The organism is Erythrobacter sp. S158, from assembly GCF_057364915.1.
The window spans coordinates 881,648-899,032 of record NZ_CP200279.1; the positions used below are offsets into that span (position 1 = coordinate 881,648).

The 17,385-nt window shown below is 61.6% G+C and carries 26 protein-coding genes; 21 read left to right on the top strand and 5 right to left on the bottom strand.

What is annotated here, in order from left to right; all coding sequences use genetic code 11:
• Positions 1-5 precede the first annotated feature (5 nt).
• From rpsQ to AC0V6T_RS04465, 14 genes are all read left to right on the top strand, one after another.
• Complete coding sequence (rpsQ, locus tag AC0V6T_RS04400; protein ID WP_007164615.1) at positions 6-308, top strand: 30S ribosomal protein S17; 303 nt, start codon at positions 6-8, stop codon at positions 306-308.
• Positions 309-380: 72 nt separating this feature from the next.
• Positions 381-749 (top strand): 50S ribosomal protein L14, encoded by a 369-nt coding sequence (gene rplN / locus AC0V6T_RS04405; protein ID WP_007164614.1) that lies wholly within the window; start codon positions 381-383, stop codon positions 747-749.
• A 1-nt stretch (position 750) separates the two neighbouring features.
• Positions 751-1,071, top strand: a complete 321-nt coding sequence (gene rplX, locus AC0V6T_RS04410) for a 50S ribosomal protein L24 (protein WP_007164612.1) — start codon at positions 751-753, stop codon at positions 1,069-1,071.
• On the top strand, positions 1,064-1,642 hold the full coding sequence (gene rplE, locus AC0V6T_RS04415) for a 50S ribosomal protein L5 (protein ID WP_486124664.1): 579 nt from the start codon (positions 1,064-1,066) through the stop codon (positions 1,640-1,642). The genes rplX and rplE overlap by 8 nt, the downstream gene beginning before the upstream one ends.
• Positions 1,643-1,686: 44 nt before the next feature.
• Positions 1,687-1,992 (top strand): 30S ribosomal protein S14, encoded by a 306-nt coding sequence (gene rpsN / locus AC0V6T_RS04420; protein WP_007164610.1) that lies wholly within the window; start codon positions 1,687-1,689, stop codon positions 1,990-1,992.
• 11 nt (positions 1,993-2,003) lie between these two features.
• A complete protein-coding gene (gene rpsH / locus AC0V6T_RS04425) occupies positions 2,004-2,399 on the top strand; it encodes a 30S ribosomal protein S8 (RefSeq protein WP_486124667.1) in 396 nt (131 codons plus the stop codon).
• Positions 2,399-2,932, top strand: a complete 534-nt coding sequence (gene rplF, locus AC0V6T_RS04430; RefSeq protein ID WP_007164608.1) for a 50S ribosomal protein L6 — start codon at positions 2,399-2,401, stop codon at positions 2,930-2,932. The genes rpsH and rplF overlap by 1 nt, the downstream gene beginning before the upstream one ends.
• A 1-nt stretch (position 2,933) precedes the next feature.
• A complete protein-coding gene (rplR, locus tag AC0V6T_RS04435; RefSeq protein ID WP_007164607.1) occupies positions 2,934-3,278 on the top strand; it encodes a 50S ribosomal protein L18 in 345 nt (114 codons plus the stop codon).
• Positions 3,278-4,087, top strand: coding sequence for a 30S ribosomal protein S5 (gene rpsE / locus AC0V6T_RS04440; protein ID WP_007164606.1), 810 nt, complete (start codon positions 3,278-3,280; stop codon positions 4,085-4,087). Before rplR ends, rpsE begins: the two co-directional genes overlap by 1 nt.
• 6 nt (positions 4,088-4,093) lie before the next feature.
• Positions 4,094-4,270, top strand: coding sequence for a 50S ribosomal protein L30 (rpmD, locus tag AC0V6T_RS04445; protein WP_007164605.1), 177 nt, complete (start codon positions 4,094-4,096; stop codon positions 4,268-4,270).
• A 75-nt stretch (positions 4,271-4,345) separates the two neighbouring features.
• Positions 4,346-4,825 carry a 50S ribosomal protein L15 gene (rplO, locus tag AC0V6T_RS04450; RefSeq protein ID WP_040464335.1) on the top strand — a complete coding sequence of 160 codons (480 nt, stop codon included), beginning with the start codon at positions 4,346-4,348 and terminating at the stop codon, positions 4,823-4,825.
• Positions 4,826-4,999: 174 nt separating this feature from the next.
• Positions 5,000-6,364 carry a preprotein translocase subunit SecY gene (secY, locus tag AC0V6T_RS04455; RefSeq protein WP_007164603.1) on the top strand — a complete coding sequence of 455 codons (1,365 nt, stop codon included), beginning with the start codon at positions 5,000-5,002 and terminating at the stop codon, positions 6,362-6,364.
• A 75-nt stretch (positions 6,365-6,439) separates the two neighbouring features.
• Positions 6,440-7,084 carry an adenylate kinase gene (locus tag AC0V6T_RS04460; protein ID WP_486124671.1) on the top strand — a complete coding sequence of 215 codons (645 nt, stop codon included), beginning with the start codon at positions 6,440-6,442 and terminating at the stop codon, positions 7,082-7,084.
• Positions 7,085-7,152: 68 nt separating this feature from the next.
• The gene (locus AC0V6T_RS04465; RefSeq protein WP_486124673.1) at positions 7,153-7,890 is read left to right on the top strand and encodes an SRPBCC family protein; all 738 of its coding nucleotides are present in this window, start codon (positions 7,153-7,155) and stop codon (positions 7,888-7,890) included.
• Positions 7,891-7,893: 3 nt separating this feature from the next.
• Here AC0V6T_RS04465 and AC0V6T_RS04470 read toward each other — a convergent pair whose 3' ends face one another.
• Positions 7,894-8,334, bottom strand: a complete 441-nt coding sequence (locus AC0V6T_RS04470; protein ID WP_486124675.1) for an ArsI/CadI family heavy metal resistance metalloenzyme — start codon at positions 8,332-8,334, stop codon at positions 7,894-7,896.
• Positions 8,331-8,672, bottom strand: coding sequence for an ArsR/SmtB family transcription factor (locus AC0V6T_RS04475; protein ID WP_486124677.1), 342 nt, complete (start codon positions 8,670-8,672; stop codon positions 8,331-8,333). Before AC0V6T_RS04475 ends, AC0V6T_RS04470 begins: the two co-directional genes overlap by 4 nt.
• A 374-nt stretch (positions 8,673-9,046) precedes the next feature.
• On the opposite strand from AC0V6T_RS04475, the gene rpsM reads away from it, so the two are divergent.
• The 7 genes from rpsM to AC0V6T_RS04510 all read left to right on the top strand — a co-directional run bounded on the left by rpsM (position 9,047) and on the right by AC0V6T_RS04510 (position 14,581).
• Positions 9,047-9,415: a 30S ribosomal protein S13 gene (gene rpsM, locus AC0V6T_RS04480; RefSeq protein WP_007164598.1), complete on the top strand. Its 369-nt coding sequence runs from the start codon at positions 9,047-9,049 to the stop codon at positions 9,413-9,415.
• 58 nt (positions 9,416-9,473) lie between these two features.
• Complete coding sequence (gene rpsK / locus AC0V6T_RS04485) at positions 9,474-9,863, top strand: 30S ribosomal protein S11 (protein WP_007164597.1); 390 nt, start codon at positions 9,474-9,476, stop codon at positions 9,861-9,863.
• A gap of 127 nt (positions 9,864-9,990) precedes the next feature.
• On the top strand, positions 9,991-11,046 hold the full coding sequence (locus tag AC0V6T_RS04490; protein WP_111992845.1) for a DNA-directed RNA polymerase subunit alpha: 1,056 nt from the start codon (positions 9,991-9,993) through the stop codon (positions 11,044-11,046).
• Between the two features lie 80 nt (positions 11,047-11,126).
• Positions 11,127-11,549, top strand: a complete 423-nt coding sequence (gene rplQ / locus AC0V6T_RS04495) for a 50S ribosomal protein L17 (protein WP_486124680.1) — start codon at positions 11,127-11,129, stop codon at positions 11,547-11,549.
• Between the two features lie 250 nt (positions 11,550-11,799).
• A complete protein-coding gene (locus AC0V6T_RS04500) occupies positions 11,800-12,744 on the top strand; it encodes a serine hydrolase (RefSeq protein ID WP_486124682.1) in 945 nt (314 codons plus the stop codon).
• Positions 12,745-13,029: 285 nt separating this feature from the next.
• Positions 13,030-13,566 carry a hypothetical protein gene (locus AC0V6T_RS04505; RefSeq protein ID WP_486124684.1) on the top strand — a complete coding sequence of 179 codons (537 nt, stop codon included), beginning with the start codon at positions 13,030-13,032 and terminating at the stop codon, positions 13,564-13,566.
• Between the two features lie 148 nt (positions 13,567-13,714).
• Entirely contained in the window at positions 13,715-14,581 is an 867-nt protein-coding gene (locus tag AC0V6T_RS04510; protein ID WP_486124686.1) for a hypothetical protein, read from the top strand.
• Here the strand turns inward: AC0V6T_RS04510 and AC0V6T_RS04515 are convergent.
• From AC0V6T_RS04515 to AC0V6T_RS04525, 3 genes are read right to left on the bottom strand one after another with little or no spacing between them, the layout of a single operon-like run.
• Positions 14,566-15,261, bottom strand: coding sequence for a trimeric intracellular cation channel family protein (locus AC0V6T_RS04515; RefSeq protein ID WP_486124688.1), 696 nt, complete (start codon positions 15,259-15,261; stop codon positions 14,566-14,568). The genes AC0V6T_RS04510 and AC0V6T_RS04515 overlap by 16 nt on opposite strands.
• Complete coding sequence (locus AC0V6T_RS04520; protein ID WP_486124690.1) at positions 15,258-15,968, bottom strand: PepSY domain-containing protein; 711 nt, start codon at positions 15,966-15,968, stop codon at positions 15,258-15,260. Before AC0V6T_RS04520 ends, AC0V6T_RS04515 begins: the two co-directional genes overlap by 4 nt.
• A gap of 26 nt (positions 15,969-15,994) precedes the next feature.
• Positions 15,995-17,353 (bottom strand): amidase family protein, encoded by a 1,359-nt coding sequence (locus tag AC0V6T_RS04525; protein WP_486124692.1) that lies wholly within the window; start codon positions 17,351-17,353, stop codon positions 15,995-15,997.
• Positions 17,354-17,385 lie beyond the last annotated feature (32 nt).

Sequence of the window (17,385 nt, forward strand, 5' to 3'; positions counted from 1 at the left end):
AGACAATGCCGAAACGTATCCTCGTCGGGACTGTCACCTCCGACAAGACCGACAAAACCGTGACCGTACTGGTCGAGCGCAAGGTGAAGCACCCGCTTTACGGGAAGATCATCCGTCGCTCGAAGAAGTATCACGCTCACGACGAGAAGAACGAATACACCCTGGGTGACGTCGTTCGTATCGAAGAGACGAAGCCGATCTCCAAGACCAAGACCTGGGCCGTCAAGGACCGTGTCGTGGCCGGCGGAGTGCAGGCAATCGAAGCCGATCTGGACGTCGCGGAAGCGACCCCGACCGGCGCAGAGTAAGACGTAGCAAGGAACTGCCAGGCCCCGGTTACTGTCGGGTGACTTGGCAAGCCAAGAGAAGGAACCGGATCAATGATCCAGATGCAATCCAATCTCGACGTCGCGGACAATAGCGGCGCGAAGCGCGTCCAGTGCATTAAGGTGCTGGGCGGGTCGAAGCGTCGTTTTGCCTCCGTTGGCGACGTGATCGTGGTTTCCGTCAAGGAAGCCCAGCCGCGCGCAAAGGTGAAGAAGGGCGACGTTCACCGCGCCGTCATCGTGCGCACCCGCAAGGATGTGCGCCGCCCCGACGGCAGCGTAATCCGCTTCGACAGCAACTCCGCTGTCCTGGTCAACAAGTCGAACGAGCCGATCGGCACCCGTATCTTCGGGCCGGTGGTTCGCGAGCTTCGTGGCCGCGGCTTCATGAAGATTATCTCGCTCGCTCCGGAGGTGCTCTAAGATGGGTGCTGCAAAGATCAAAAAGGGTGACGAAGTCGTCGTTCTCTCGGGCAAGGACAAGGGCCGTACCGGCAAAGTCCAGCAGGTCCTGCCGAAAGAAGGCAAGATCATCGTCGAGGGTATCAACGTCGCAACCCGTCACCGCAAGCCGAGCCAGGTAAACCCGCAGGGTGGCATCGACCGTACTCCGGCTCCGATGAACATCTCGAAGGTTGCTCTGGCCGATCCCAAGGATGGCAAGCCGACCCGCGTCCGTTTCGAAGAAAAGGACGGCAAGAAGGTTCGCGTTGCCGTGAAGAGTGGGGAGACCATCGATGGCTGATTACACTCCGCGCCTCAAGGCCCGTTACGAAGACGAAATCGTCAAGGCGATGACCGAAAAGTTCGGTTACAAGAACCGTCTCGAAGTCCCGCGTCTCGAAAAGATCACGCTCAACATGGGCGTGGGCGAAGCGAGCCAGGACAAGAAGAAGGTCCAGACCGCAGCTGAGGAAATGGCTCTGATCGCTGGTCAGAAGCCGGTCATCACCAAGGCGAAGAAGTCGATCGCACAGTTCAAGCTGCGCGAAGGCATGCCGATCGGTTGCAAGGTGACCCTGCGCCGTGACCGCATGTTCGAATTCCTCGACCGCCTCGTGACCATCGCAATGCCTCGCATCCGCGACTTCCGCGGTGTGAACGACAAGTCGTTCGACGGCCGTGGCAACTACGCGATGGGCCTCAAGGAACAGATCGTCTTCCCTGAAATCTCGTACGACAAGATCGAGAAGGTTCGGGGCATGGACATCATCGCGACCACCACCGCCAAGACCGACGAAGAAGCCCGTGAGCTGCTGCGTCTGTTCGGCTTCCCCTTCCAGGGCGAAGCAGGCGAAGACAAGAAGGCCGCCTGAGGGCGAGCCTTGGACAAGACACTAGGAAAGAGAGCTTAAGTCCAATGGCGAAACTGAGTTCGATCAACAAGAACGAGCGCCGCAAGCAGCTCGTTAAGAAGTACGCAGCGAAGTACGAGAAGCTGAAGGCTATCGCTAACGATGAATCGCTTGATGAAAGCGAGCGTCTGATTGCGCGCCTGAAGATGGCCGAGATTCCGCGTAATGCGAATCCGACCCGCGTGCGCAACCGCTGCGCCACCACCGGCCGCCCGCGCGGCTATTACCGCAAGTTCGGCATCAACCGTATCGAACTGCGTCAACTCGGCAACCGTGGCATGATCCCCGGTCTGACCAAGTCGAGCTGGTGAGGAACTGACACATGGCTATGACCGATCCTCTGGGTGATATGCTCACCCGCATCCGCAACGGCCAGCAGGCGAAAAAGGACAGCGTCCTTTCGCCCGCTTCCAAGCTGCGTGCAAACGTTCTCGAAGTGCTTCAGCGCGAAGGCTACATCCGTGGCTACAGCGAAGACAGCTCGGGCAAGCACGCTGCGCTGCGCATCGAACTGAAGTATTTCGAAGGCGAGCCGGCGATCAAGCACGTCGCTCGCGTCTCCAAGCCGGGCCGCCGCATCTATTCGGGTTCGAAAGAACTGCCGAACGTGCGCAACGGCCTTGGCATCACCATCGTCTCGACTCCGCGCGGTGTCCTTTCGGATGCTGAAGCACGCGAGAGCAATGTCGGCGGCGAAGTGCTCGCGGAGGTGTTCTGATGAGCCGCATTGGTAAAAAGGCAGTCCCGATCCCCGGTGGGGTGACGGCCAACATCGAAGGCGACACGCTGACGGTAAAGGGCCCCAAGGGCACGCTGAGCATGGGTCTTTCCGACCTCATCGACTACAAGGTCGAGGGCGAAGAGATCCAGGTGAACCCGGCCAACGACACCAAGCAGGCGCGCTCCTACTGGGGCATGCAGCGCACGCTGGTTGCGAACCTGGTTGAAGGTGTGACCGAAGGTTTCTCCAAGACGCTCGAGATTTCGGGTGTTGGTTATCGTGCAAACGCGCAGGGCAAGAAGCTCAAGCTCGAGCTTGGTTTCAGCCACGACGTGCTGCTCGACGTGCCCGAAGGTCTCGAAGTGAAGACCCCGGACCAGACCACGGTCGAAATCAGCGGTATCGACAAGCAGGCCGTTGGCCAGTTTGCCGCCGAAATCCGCGAATATCGCAAGCCTGAGCCGTACAAGGGCAAGGGTATCAAGTATCGCGGCGAGTATATCTTCCGCAAGGAAGGGAAGAAGAAGTAAGATGGCAAAACTTTCCCTCTTTGAACGTCGCCGTCGTCGTGTGCGCACCGCTCTGCGGTCGCGTGCCGGTGGCAAGCCGCGTCTCTCGGTGCACCGCACCGGTCGGCACATCTACGCCCAGATCATCGACGATGCAGAAGGTAAGACCGTTGCCGCCGCATCGACGCTTGGTGCCAAGGCTTCGGGTGCGAATGTCGATGCCGCCGCAAAGGTCGGCAAGGATATCGCTGCCGCTGCCAAGAAGGCTGGCGTGACCACTGTCGTGTTCGATCGCGGCGGGTTCCTGTTCCATGGCCGCGTCAAGGCGCTGGCCGATGCCGCTCGCGAAGGCGGGCTGGAGTTCTGATGATGGCTGACGAAAACAAGAACGAAACTCCCGAAGTGACGGAAACTCCCGAAGCAGCGGCTGCAAAGGCCAACGCCGAGGTTCCTGCTGCTGCAGAAACGCCGTCGGAAGCTGCCGACAACCAGAACCCGGCTCAAGAGCCCAGCGCTCAGCCGACCGAACAGCCCAAGGCGGAAGAACGCCAGGGCCGTGGTCGTGGCCGTGGTGGTCGTGACGGTGGTGGCCGTGGTCGTGGTGGTCGCGACAACCGTCGTGGCAAGCGCGAAGAAGAAGATGATGGCATCATCGAGAAGCTCGTGCACATCAACCGAGTCTCGAAGACGGTTAAGGGTGGTAAGCGCTTCGGCTTTGCAGCTCTCGTCGTCGTCGGCGACGGTCAGGGCCGCGTCGGCTTTGGTCACGGCAAGGCACGCGAAGTGCCTGAAGCCATCACCAAGGCAACCGCTGCTGCACGCAAGAAGATGATCCGCGTCCCGCTCAAGGAAGGCCGCACGCTTCACCACGACGGCAATGGCCGTTTCGGTGCAGGCAAGGTCACCGTTCGCACCGCGCCTCCGGGTACCGGCATCATCGCCGGTGGTCCGATGCGTGCCGTGTTCGAAAGCCTCGGCGTTGCTGACGTTGTCACCAAGTCGGTCGGCACTTCGAACCCGTACAACATGATCCGCGCTACCTTCGACGCGCTTGCCGACCAGACTTCGCCGAAGTCGGTTGCGCAGCGTCGCGGCAAGAAGGTTGCCGACCTCCTGGGTCGTGGCGGTGCCAGCGCAGCCGAGGCGGAAGCCGACGCTGCAGCTATTGTGGAGTAACACCTGATGGCTACCATCAAGATCAAGCAGATCGGTTCGCCGATCCGTCGTCCCGAAAGCCAGCGCAAGATCCTCATCGGTCTTGGGCTCAACAAGATGCACAAGGTCGTCGAGCGTCAGGACACCCCTGAAGTTCGCGGCGCGGTCGCAAAGATCCCGCATCTTGTAGAGATCGTGGACTAAACCAATCTCATGAGGCCCCGCATGGTGCGGGGCCTCATCCTTTCAGCGCGAACAAAAGCGAAAGCGAGTGCACACATGAAACTCAACGACATCCGTGACAACGAAGGCGCCCGTAAGGGTCGCATGCGTGTGGGCCGTGGTATCGGCTCGGGCAAGGGCAAGACTGCCGCACGCGGTCAGAAGGGCCAGAAGAGCCGTTCGGGCGTAGCGATCAAGGGCTTTGAAGGCGGCCAGATGCCGCTTCACATGCGTCTTCCCAAGCGCGGCTTCAACAACCCGTTCGGCAAGGACTACGCGGAAGTGAACATCGGCATGGTCCAGAAGTTCATCGACGCCAAGAAGCTCGACGGCAAGAAGGACATCACCGAAGAAGCCCTGCGCGAGGCTGGCCTTGCACGTGGCGGCAAGGACGGTGTTCGTTTGCTCGGCAAGGGCGAGCTCAAGGCCAAGGTCAAGTTCGTCGTCACCGGCGCGACCAAGGGCGCGATTGCAGCGGTCGAAAAGGCTGGCGGCAGCGTCGAGACCAAGGCTCCTGCCAAGGCTGACGCCGAATAATTGGTATCTCTCATCAGCCCGGGGTGTCGCGAAGATGCTCCGGGCTGACGAAAAGTGGCCCAAAATCTGGCGGCAGGGTTCGACAAGTCGCCCTGCCGTTCCTATTTAGGCCCGCATGACCGGGGCAGGGCAGGGATCGTCCGGACCGGAAAATGTTAGGATCGACATAGAAACATGGCTTCACGCGCCGACAATATCGCCAGCAACCTGAACCTCGGCAACTTTGCCCAGGCAACAGAGCTTCGCCAGCGCATCTGGTTCACGATCGGCGCGCTGATCGTCTTCCGCTTCCTCAGCTTCGTGCCGCTTCCGGGTGTCAACCCGCTGGCGCTCGACCTGCTGGCGCAGCAGAATCAGGGCACCATTCTCGACATGTTCAACATGTTCACGGGCGGTGCGCTTGCGAATATGAGCCTCGTCGCTCTTGGTGTGATGCCCTACATCACCGCGTCGATCGTGGTGCAGATGGCATCGGCGCTTCACCCTACGCTGGCCGCTCTCAAGAAAGAGGGCGCGTCGGGCCGTCAGAAACTGAATCAGTACACCCGTTACGGCACGGTCTTCCTGTGCGCGATCCAGGGCTATTTCCTTGCAACCGGTCTCGAAAGCTATGCCAGCGCGCAGGGCATCGAGGCAGTGGTCAATCCCGGCTACGGCTTCCGCATCGGTGCGGTGATCAGCCTTGTCGGCGGCACCATGTTCCTGCTGTGGCTGGGTGAGCAGATCACCAGCCGCGGTATCGGCAACGGCGTCTCGCTCATCATCATGGCGGGCATTGTCGCCCAGTTCCCGACCTTCGCGATGAACATGTTCGAAGGCGGCCGCACGGGCTCGATCGCTCCGACGATCATCATCGCCTTCCTGCTGATGGTCGTGGTCCTCATCCTGCTCATCAGCTTTGTCGAACGTGCACAGCGCCGCCTGCTGATCCAGTATCCCAAGCGCGCGACGCAGCGCGGAATGATGCAGGCGGATCGCTCGCACCTTCCGCTCAAGCTCAACACCGCTGGCGTTATCCCCCCGATCTTCGCAAGCTCGCTGCTGCTGCTGCCGCTGACGATCAGCTCGTTCGCTGGCAACTCGGTCGACACGACCAGCGGCTTTGGTTCGACCATCGTGTGGCTGAACCAGTATCTTGCGCATGGTCAGCCGATCTACATGGCGCTCTACGCCATCGGCATCATCTTCTTCTGCTTCTTCTACACCGCGGTCGTGTTCGACCCGGAAGAGACGGCGGACAACCTCAAGCGCAATGGCGGCTTCATTCCGGGCATCCGTCCGGGCAAGCGCACCGCCGACTATCTTGAGTATGTGCTCACCCGCATCACCGTGGTCGGCGCGATCTACCTGACGCTCGTCTGCGTGATCCCCGAATACATGATCGCCCAGACCGGCATCCCGCTGTTCCTTGGCGGCACCAGTCTCCTGATTGTCGTCAACGTGACCGTCGATACGATCAGCCAGGTCCAGTCGCATCTGCTGGCTCACCAGTATGGCGATCTCATCAAAAAAGCTAAGTTGAAAGGCCGCATGCGCTGACGCATGGTGGCATGATCACGCGACACAAATGCGTACGGGCGTAGTGCCCGGCGCGATAAAAGGGGATTTGCGCTCGTGAACATCATTCTTCTTGGCCCTCCGGGCGCGGGCAAGGGCACGCAAAGCGCTGGCTTGGTAGAGCGCCACGGCATGAAGCAGCTTTCAACCGGCGACATGCTCCGCGCAGCGGTCAAGGCCGGCACTCCGGTCGGGCTTCAGGCAAAAGCGGTCATGGATCGCGGCGAGCTGGTTTCGGACGAGATCGTCTCGAACCTGATCGACGAGAACCTTGCCGCCATGCCCGCTGACCAGGGCGCCATCTTCGACGGCTATCCACGCACCGCCGCGCAAGCAGGCGACCTCGACCGCATCCTTGCAAAGAATGGCCGCAGCCTCGATTGCGTGATCGAGCTTGAAGTGAACGTTGACGCTCTGGTTGAACGCATCACGGGGCGCTTTTCCTGCGCAAATTGCGGCGCGCTTTATCACGATACCGCGAACCCGCCCGCGAAAGAGGGCGTGTGCGACGTGTGCCACTCGACCGAGTTCAAGCGCCGCCCTGACGACAACGAGGAAACCGTGCGTACCCGCATGGAGGAATACCGCGCCAAGACCGCGCCGATCCTTCCGGGCTATGAAGAGCGCGGCATCGTCTCGCGCGTCGACGGCATGGCGGAAATCGCTGAAGTGGCTAGCGCCGTCGACGCAATTCTTGCCTGAGCTGACCTTCGCACTTTCCACCGACCGGGGCTCGCTCTAACCTCGCTTCGACTGAGGGAGGATTTTTCGTGCGCATTGTTCTGAAAACCGTAAGCGGACTGGCGCTTGCCATGGGGCTCGCGGCCCCTGCCATGGCCGAAGTGGTCGAGTCTAAAGAAGATCACTTCGTCACCCGCAACCAGGCGGTGGTGGAAGCTGATCCCAAGGCGACATGGCTCGCGCTCATCAGCCCGGCGCGCTGGTGGTCGGGTGAGCACACCTGGTCCGCCGATGCCGCGAACCTGACGCTTATGCCGCAGGCAGGCGGATGCTTTTGCGAGAAGATTCCCGAAGTCGAAGACGCCGAACGCATCACGCTTGAGGGAAGCGTCGAGCATATGCGCGTGATCCAGGCTTATCCCGAAGTCGCGCTTCGCATGGAAGGCGCGCTCGGCCCGCTGCAAAGCGAACCGGTGACAGGCATCCTCACCGTCGCGATCAGCGAAGTCGATGAAGGGACGCGGATCGTCTGGGAATACAATGTCGGCGGCAAGATGCGCTATCCGATCGAAGTGATCGCGCCTGCGGTCGACGGGGTGATGACGCTGCAACTGACGCGGCTCGCCGACATGCTCGGCACGGTTACTGCTCCGACTCAAGGGGGCGAATTGCCGGAGCCTGAGGAAGAGGGCGAGCCGGAGGCTGAAGCTCCCGCAGATGAAGATGGCGCGGCGATGATCGACCCGGAAGCCGTGATCGAAGAAGACGAGCCCGAAGGCCCCAGCGCGGTCGACGAGGCTTTCGGCGACCTCGGCGGTCCGGGCTGATTGTCAGCAGCAGCGGCTGCTTTCCCTGGCCGCTTTTTCGGTGACCGCAGCGATAGGCGCTTTGTCTTCGCCATAGGTGGCGGCTGCATCCATCGTGTGGAACATTTCCCAGACGACAGAGCTCGGGTCGGCGGCCCAGTGCTTGTCGCTGCGAGCATAGCAGCAATGCGCGCCTTCTTCTGGCTTGGACGCGATATCGGCCTTGGCGAGCCGCGCTTCGAGTTCCGCCAACTCGCCCGCATCGCCAGCCTGAATGCCGAGATGGTTGACCCCGACCGACGCGCCCTCGCGGGTGCTGATTGCGAAGTTGACGCGCGGATCCTCGACCTCCCATTTGGCGTAGTCGCCCTTGGTGACGCTCGGCTTCTGGTCGAAGAGCGCAGAATAGAACGCGATGGCGGGTTCGAGCGCGGCGACGCTCACATGGACGTGCAGTCGTTTCATTGAGATGCTCCTTGAGTAAGCGCGGTGAGATCGAGATCGCCGACAATCGCGGGGCTGCCGCTGCAGCAATCGGCCATCAGAAATTGGATCAGTTCGCGCAGGGTGTCGTAATCGGCGCGGTAGATGATCGAGCGCCCGTCGCGGCGCGAGGTGACAAGCCCGGCATTACTGAGCTTGGAAAGGTGCGCCGATAGCAGCGTGCTGCCGATATCGAGCTGGCGCGCGATCTCCCCTGCAGGCAAACCGTCATCACCGGCCCGCACCAGCAGCTTGACCGTTTCGAGCCGCGTCTTCTGTGAAAGCGCGGCAAAGCAGGCGAGAGCGATTGTCATTTTCATAATTCAAGAACTATTGAAATGAGTCGTTCGTGTCAAGATCGGGCGAGCGTCCCCATCGAAATGCGCGTTCCACAAGCCGGGTTTTGCGTCGCGCCGCGTTTGGTAGTATCAGGGGCTTGAAACAACGTCTCGGCGACCCATATGGGCCGCTCGATTGACGCCTGCGCGTTTGCCCGGTTGACGTATCGCTCGAATCACCGTAAGCGCGCCCTTCATTCGACAGGTTCGAGTCCAGTCCGGCGGGCACCATGGCTTTGGTGCACCAACCGGACTTTTGCCATTTGGGCATGGTTCGACACCATCGAATGAATTGAGCGTTGAGATAGGGGGCAGCGGCCCATACCCGCAAACCCCTGTGGAGCATGGAGAATTAAGTGGCTCGTATTGCCGGGGTAAACATCCCCACAAATAAGCGCGTAATCATTGCGCTGACCTACATTCACGGAATTGGCCGCACGACGGCAGTCCAGATCGCAGACAAGCTTGGCATTCCGCACACCGCCCGTGTGCAGGACCTCACCGATGAGGAAGTGCTGCGCATTCGCGAAACGATCGACGAAGCCTACACCGTTGAAGGTGACCTTCGCCGCAACACCGCGATGAACATCAAGCGTCTCATGGACCTGCGTTCGTATCGCGGCCTGCGCCATCGTAACCAGCTGCCCGTTCGCGGTCAGCGTACGCACACCAACGCCCGCACCCGCAAGGGCAAGGCCAAGCCGATCGCCGGCAAGAAGAAGTAAGCTGCTGGTCCTTCCAGCACGCTTTTTCCTTCTCCCGTAGAATAAGGATAACCGAACAATGGCACGCGAACCCGGCAAAGTAAGGCGCCGCGACAGAAAGAACATCACGAGCGGCGTTGCGCACATCAACGCCAGCTTCAACAACACCATGATCACCATCACCGATGCGCAGGGCAATGCGATCAGCTGGTCCAGCGCCGGCATGATGGGCTTCAAGGGCAGCCGTAAGTCGACCCCGTATGCAGCACAGGTTGCTGCCGATGACGCGGGCAAGAAGGCTGCTGAACACGGGGTTCGCACCCTCGAGGTTGAAGTGAAGGGTCCGGGCTCGGGCCGTGAAAGCGCACTTCGCGGTCTCGCCGCAGTGGGCTTCAACATCACCTCGATCCGTGACGTGACCCCGATCCCGCACAACGGTGTGCGTCCTTCCAAGCGCCGCCGCGTTTGATCCGAATTTGGGTGGTGGCGGTCTTTCGGGACTGCCGCCAACCAACCGGGTCTGGTTCGCTGACGAGCGTTTCAGACCCGCCTCACAATTCCAGAACCCGCTTACGTAAGCGAATTAGGGGAAATCCATGTCCGTCAACATGAAGAACTGGCAGGAACTAAAGAAACCCAACGCTCTCGAAATCAAGGAAGGCGGCGACAAACAGCGCAAGACCACCTTCGTCGCAGAACCGCTTGAACGCGGTTTCGGCCTGACGCTCGGCAATGCGCTGCGCCGGGTGCTGCTGAGCTCGCTTCAGGGCGCAGCGATCACCTCGATCAAGATTGAAAACGTCCTTCACGAATTCTCGTCGCTTGCCGGCGTTCGCGAAGACGTGACCGACATCGTTCTCAACGTGAAGCAGATCGCGCTCAAGATGGAAGGCGAAGGCCCCAAGCGCCTGCAGCTTTCGATGACCGGTCCGGCTGAAGTCACCGCTGGCGACATTGCTGTCACCGGCGACATCGAAGTCATGAACAAGGACCTCGTCCTTTGCCACCTCGACGAAGGCGCGACGCTCAACATGGAGCTGACCGCTGACGTGGGTAAGGGCTACTCGCCCGCCGTTCAGAACCGCCCGGCCGATGCGCCGATCGGCCTGATCCCGGTCGACTCGCTCTACAGCCCGGTTCGCCAGGTGAGCTACAAGGTCGAGAACGCCCGTGTCGGCCAGGAGCTTGACTACGACAAGCTTTCGCTGACAGTCGAGACCGATGGCACCGTCACCCCGGAAGACGCCGTGGCATACGCTGCGCGCATCCTTCAGGACCAGCTGACGCTGTTCGTCCACTTCGAAGACGGCATCCCGCAGCCGCAGTCGGCCATGATCGGTCAGGCTGCTACGCCGCAGGAAGACGACGCCAACCAGCTCAACCGTTACCTCCTCAAGAAGGTCGACGAGCTCGAGCTGTCGGTGCGTTCGGCCAACTGCCTCAAGAACGACAACATCATCTATATCGGCGACCTCGTTCAGAAGACCGAAGCCGAGATGCTGCGTACGCCGAACTTCGGCCGCAAGTCGCTCAACGAGATCAAGGAAGTGCTCTCCAGCATGGGCCTGCGCCTTGGCATGGACATCCCCGGATGGCCGCCTGAGAACATTGAAGAAATGGCCAAGAAGCTCGAACAAGAGCTGCTCGGCTAACCAGGTTCCGGCGGCGCACCTTAAGCGCCGCCAGCACTGGGCTACCTCACACGGGCCCTTTTCAAACGAAGGAAATACAAATGCGTCACGGAATTTCTCAGCGTAAGCTTTCGCGCAAGTCGGGCCACCGTACGGCTCTGTTCCGCAACATGGCTGCGGCCCTGATCAAGCACGAGCAGATCGTCACCACGCTGCCCAAGGCGAAGGAACTGCGTCCTTACGTCGAAAAGCTGGTCACGCTGGCAAAGCGCGGCGGTCTTTCGAACCGTCGTCTCGCCATGACCCGCCTTCAGGACGAAACGCAGCTCAAGAAGCTGTTCGACGTTCTGGCCGAGCGTTACTCGGACCGTGATGGCGGCTATACTCGCATCATCAAGGCCGGCTACCGCGACAGCGACAGCGCCGCGATGGCGATCATCGAATTCGTCGAGCGCGACGAAGATGCACGCGGTCAGGACTCCGGTCCGGACATGAGCGAGCAGGACGAATACGCCGACGCGTAAGTCCTCGCACAAGAGACAAGAGAAGGGCTGGCGGAGCGATCCGCCGGCCCTTTTCTTTTGTTGGCCTGCGTGTACCGTCCCAGCTCATGATGAAACTTCTCACACTTGCCGCAGGCGCAGCGCTAGCCCTCTCGACCAGCGCCTGCAATCCGCACCAGCGCAAAACCCGCCACGGTCGGTTTCGCCGCAATCGGATCAGGATCAGCTGAACGATCGATATGCCCGCGCTCTTGCCGGTGGCTACAAGGCTTTGTTCCTGTGCAGCGCGATAGCCAACGCCGAAGCGAATGGTGTCCGACGCAGCCCCGAAAGTGTTCATGAGTGGGAACTGAGCGGCATTTATCCGGCGCTCGATCCGATCATTCGCGATTTGCCGTTTGAGATCGTCCGGTATGGCGAAGGGGCGATCATCAACCACGTCGCGGTGCCATATGAAGATGGCGGAACCCGGTATGCGCTTTACACAGCCGGGCACGGCTGCGCGGTGCAACCGATCGGGTTTACACCAGATGCGGACCGCGCATCACCAGCATCAGCGTCAGTCACAACAGGCTCGCGCCGAATCGACCCGCTGACGGAGAATGTCGGCGAAAATCGCGTGGATGTTAGCGGCGCGTTCGACGGGAGTTATGGAGGGGGACGCACGACTGCTGTGACGGTATTGCAGGGCGGGGCTTTAGTCGGTGAGCAATATGCTGAGGGCTTCGATGCCAACACCCCGCAACGCACATGGTCAGTCGCCAAAAGCATCGGCGCAACGATCATCGGAGCCGCGGTTCAACGCGGGGAGGCCGATGTCATGGCCTCGGCTGGGCTGGGTGCGGATGGCAACGATCCGCGACGTGCGATCACGATTGATCACGCGCTTAGAATGGCATCGGGGCGCTACTCGGATACGCGTGGTAACCGCACCGATCCCCTCTATTGGGGAGGCACCACGGTCGACAAGCGCGCCCAAGGCTGGCCGCTGCTCGACGCACCGGGGACGGTCTATCGCTGTGCCAATAACGATACGCTGGCCGCCATTATGGCTATCGAGGACACGTTTTCGGACAATCCGCCCGCAGCGCTCTTTCGCAAGCTGGATATGACGAACACGGTAGCGGAGACCGACTCTCAGGGAAATTATGTTTTGTCCTCGCAGGTATGGTCGACATCGCGCGATCTGGCGCGATTGGGTCAGCTCTATCTTTAGGACGGCATTTGGCAATCGCGGTCAGTACGTCGTTGTCGTCCCCAGCCGCGATGTCGTTATAGTGCGGCGCGGTGAGAATATGTTGGGCACGCGCTCCGACATTGCGGGCTTCACCCGCGACGTGCTGGCGGCCTTGGCTCAGTAGTGCATCCATTCAGATAAGTCGTCGTTTACCTGAACGCCAACTGTAAGTCCCGCTCAGAATCGCCTCAGTTTTGTTCATCTAGAAGGCCCTCACGGTGAACGGAAATTCCTCCGTCGCTGGTAACCCGAGGATGAACCCACATGACTGATCTTACCAAGACCATCACCAAGGGCGCGCTCGGGACTGTCGCGGCTGGCGCGATGGCCCTGGCGTCCGCAACTCCCGCTGCTGCAAGCGATCGCCACCGCGATCGTGGGATCAGTGCCGGCGACGTGATTGCAGGGGCCGTGGTCATCGGCGGCATTGCCGCGCTGGCAGGTGCCTTCGATGGCGACCGCGATCGGCGTTATCGTGATCGGCGCTTCCGTGGCTATAACGACCGCGTAGGCTTCCGTGGTCGCGGTGGTGGTCAACGCGCAATCGAGCGCTGTGTCCGCACCGCAGAGCGTCAAGCCCGCCGTTTCGGTGGCTACCGCTTCGCCGACGTAACCCAGATCCGCGACGTCGATCGCACCCGCTTCGGATGGCGTATCCGTGGCCGTATGGAAGTCGAGGGCCTGCGTGGCCGCGGTTATGGCTACGGCAACCAGGGCTTCGATCGTGGCCGCTTCACTTGCTACGTCGAACGCGGCGCGCGTCCGGAAGTCCGCTTCCGCGGCATCGCCGGGCTTCGCTAACTCATAACCAACACTGCTCGGACGGGGCGGTGACCACCGGGGCGGTTCAGGCTTGCGCAAGCCTGGGCCGCCTAACTATGGTCTAATCATGAGCGATTGGTGGCCGCTCGCCTGCACCATTGGTGACAACAAACAGGAGGGAGCTTCCATGGCTCAACACACGAAGGCTTTTCGCATTGGCGCGCTGACCGGCATGGTCGCAGCCGTTTCGATGGCCGCTTCACCCGCATACGCAGCCGAAATGCCGCTCGCCTCGACCGAGGCAACCGGTAGCGCGTTCGGCCTCGTCTTTTCCGAAACCGACGCGATGAGCGGCGACTGGTATGCGCCAGGCGCAGAGCCGCTTGAATATCGCCGCTGGCGGCGCGGTTGGCGTCGCGGCTGGCGTGGCCGGCGCGGCATTCGCGGGGGCGATGTGCTGGCAGGCGTGCTCGTCCTCGGCGGGATCGCTGCGATTGCAAGCGCGGCCAGCAACAACCGCCGCCGTGACCGCGATGTCGTGATCGTCGAGCGTGACCGCGTGCGCGACCGCGACGACCGCCGCTATGATGACCGCCGCTCGAACCCGCGCGCCTCGTCAGGCTCGGGCCTCGATAATGCCGTATCCATCTGCCTCGACGAGATCGAGCGCGACGTGCGCGTCGATGCCGTCAACAATGCGAGCCGCACACCAAGCGGCTGGGTGGTCAGCGGGACCTTGTTCAACGGCGCTGGCTTTAACTGCCGCATCGATAACAATGGCCGTGTGTCAGGCGTCGACTATTCGGACTTCAGCGGAGTGAACTTTGAGAGCGGCGAAACCGTTCAGCCCGCCTCGGGCCAATGGTCCGACGACCGCTATCGTGAAGCGCGTGCGCAGACGGGCGAGCAGACGCCCACGCAGACAACCACGCTGGCTTTCGCCGAAGGGGCCGAGACAAACGCTCAGCCACTCAATGCCGCGAGCGCAAACGATGCGCAGCCGGCCTATCCCGGAGGCCCGCTTCCCGGCGAAGAGGGTTATCCCGAAGAGTGATCTTTCGATGATGGGGCGGGCCGTGGGTCCGCCCCTTCTTCTTTGGGGCTAGAGCGTCCGTAGCTTGGCAGCCCCAGCTCGAAATGGATGGCAGCCGCGCGCAGGATAAAGCCTGCGACGAATGCCAGCGCCCAGGCCCACTGGGTCGGCACACCGATCAGTACCGCCGCAATCGCTCCGCCCACGGTCAGCGTTGCGCTAAGTGCGGCGGCAGTCACGTATAGTTCTGGCTGCATGATGATTGAAGGACGCCCGGCGACCACGTCGCGGATGATCCCGCCAACGCATCCCGTAATGATCCCCATCAGCGCGGCAGGTACCGGCGGGATACCGTAAGCCATCGCCTTGGCAGCGCCGAGCACGGCGTAAGCTGCAAGACCAAGAGCATCGGCATAGTCGAGCAGCTTGCCCTCCCACAAACGCATCGGCGTAAACCACGCGATCAGCGCGGTGCCCAAGCACACGACCGCGACCCACGGATCGGTCATCCAGAAAACGGGCGCATCGATCAGAAGATCGCGCACGGTTCCCCCGCCAACACCTGTCACCAGCGCGAAAAATGCCATGGTGACGAAGGTCTGCCGCTCGCGCGCGGCGACCAGCGCTCCCGACAGCGCAAAGATCGCAATGCCTGCGATGTCGAGCAGGTCGAGGATCGGGGTGAGGACGGTCTCGTTCATGCTCCGGCGGTCTTAGCGCGGGCCTTGCGGCGGCGGAACATCAGGATGCAGCCGAAGATCGCTCCTGTCAGAGAGAGCGCGGCAAAGGCGATCAGGATCGGGTGGCTCGTATCCTCGCGCTCGGACAGGTCCATGATGTGAAGCCCCCACATGAAATCGAACCAGCGCCACCAACGCGTGCGCACCGCCTCGATCCGGCCCGTGTCGCGCCCGACATAGACATGCGTGCCGTCTTCGAGAGCGACTTGCCAGACGGGCAGGGGACGGCGGAAATCGAAGGGCACGTTGTCGGCGTCGAACGCCGTGACGCTGGCTACCATGTCGCCGCCGACAATCTGCGATGCCACCAGTTCGCGCGCTTCGGCTTCGCCAAGCGGGTCCAGCGCGTCTCCGCTGACTGCATCAAAGCGCTCTATGCGACCATCCATATAGGTCACGCGGGTAATCGCCCGGCCCGATTCCATGCGCGTCTCGAAGGATCGAACAGGCGGTGTGCCGGTAAGCTGAAAAGCTATCGGGGCAGGATTGCCCGGTGGCAAAGCGGCTTCCTCGCTTTCCATTCGCAAGTGTTCGCCGCGCACTTCCTCAATCGGTTTGGCGACCATGAACAGGCCCGTCGCGGTCCACATGACGATAGGAACGCCGACCAGCCAGCCGAGCCAGATATGCCACTTCGCAAGGCGGCGCATGATCGATGTTTTCGCCATAGTCTCGCGCCCTTGGAGAAGCTGCATCAGCTGTGCAAGATTTTCCCGATCGCGCCTGCCGCATCAATGCAGTCGAGGTCGGACATAAACCGCCCCATGACCTGCATTCCGCAAGGAAGTTCAGAGCCTTCGTACATACCGCTTCCCACAGGCACGATAGTGGAGGGCAGATTGGGGAAGGTCGCGATGCCCGCCCAGGCAAGCCCGCTTGCGCCCGGAATATCCTGTCCGTTCACTCGGATCGTCGAATCGAACACGCGCTCTTCATTGTGCGGGACCGCCAGCACAGGCGCGGGCGGGGCGAGGACGAAGTCGTAGGTGTCGAACAGGGTCTCCCATTCGGCAATGTTGGCCGCCTGCGCGTCGAGCAGGTCGAACCAGTCGGTTGCTGTCGCGCGCTTGCCGCTTGGCGCAGGCGCGCCGCGCGCCATCGCGGTGTTGAGCATCCGCATGTAATGGCCCTGCTGCGCTTCGAGATCGGGGATCAGCGTACTTGCGCGATCGATGGTGATGCCAGCTGCCAGAAGCGCCTCGATCGCGTTCTCGATCGGCTCCGTAACCGAGGCATCGACCGGTGCGCCGGGATATTCGGTGATTGCAAGCACCCGGCACTGCTTGAGCGGTTTGCCGGAGCGGGTGAGCGCGTATTGTCCGGCGATTGCAGTCAGCGCGGCGAGGTCTTCTGCATTGCGGGCCAATGGACCGGCGACAGACAGCGCGCCATCATGGGCCGCGACAAAGCCCTTTCGCCGCGCCATTTGCGGGTGGTCGTGGCCGCGTTTCGAGATCAGGCCCCAGCTCGGCTTGTGCCCGTAAACGCCGCAGAAATGCGCTGGCACGCGGACTGAACCGCCGATGTCGGTCCCGAATTCGCACGCCACCATGCCGCTCGCCACCGCAGCCGCGCTGCCGCCGGATGATCCGCCGGGCGAGCGTGTGACGTCGTGCGGATTGTTGGTGCGGCCATAGACCGGGTTGAAGCTCTGCCAGTCGGTGAGGTCGGTCGGCACGTTTGTCTTGCCAAGGATCACCGCGCCCGCCGCCTTCAACCGCCGCACGAGCTCGCTGTCGCGCGGAGCGATATAGTCGGTCAGGCGCTTGTGCCCCCAGCAGCTTTGCAGGCCCTCTACGTCAAAGCTTTCCTTGACCGTCATCGGCACGCCGAAGAGCGGCTGGTCCTCGCGTGGTCCTGCCTTGTCGAGAGCCATCGCCGCTTCGTGCGCACGCTCGAAATCAGGAACGGCCAGCGCGTCAATCTCCGCATCGAGATGCTCGATCCGCGTGACCGCAGCATCGACCGCTTCGGAAACGCTCATCTCGCCCGCCCTGATAGCCGCTGCGGTTTCGAGCGCGCCGGGTTTGTCGGTCAGTTGCGGATAAGCCATCGTCAGTTTTCCCCTCGGCGCAGAGGGTTAAT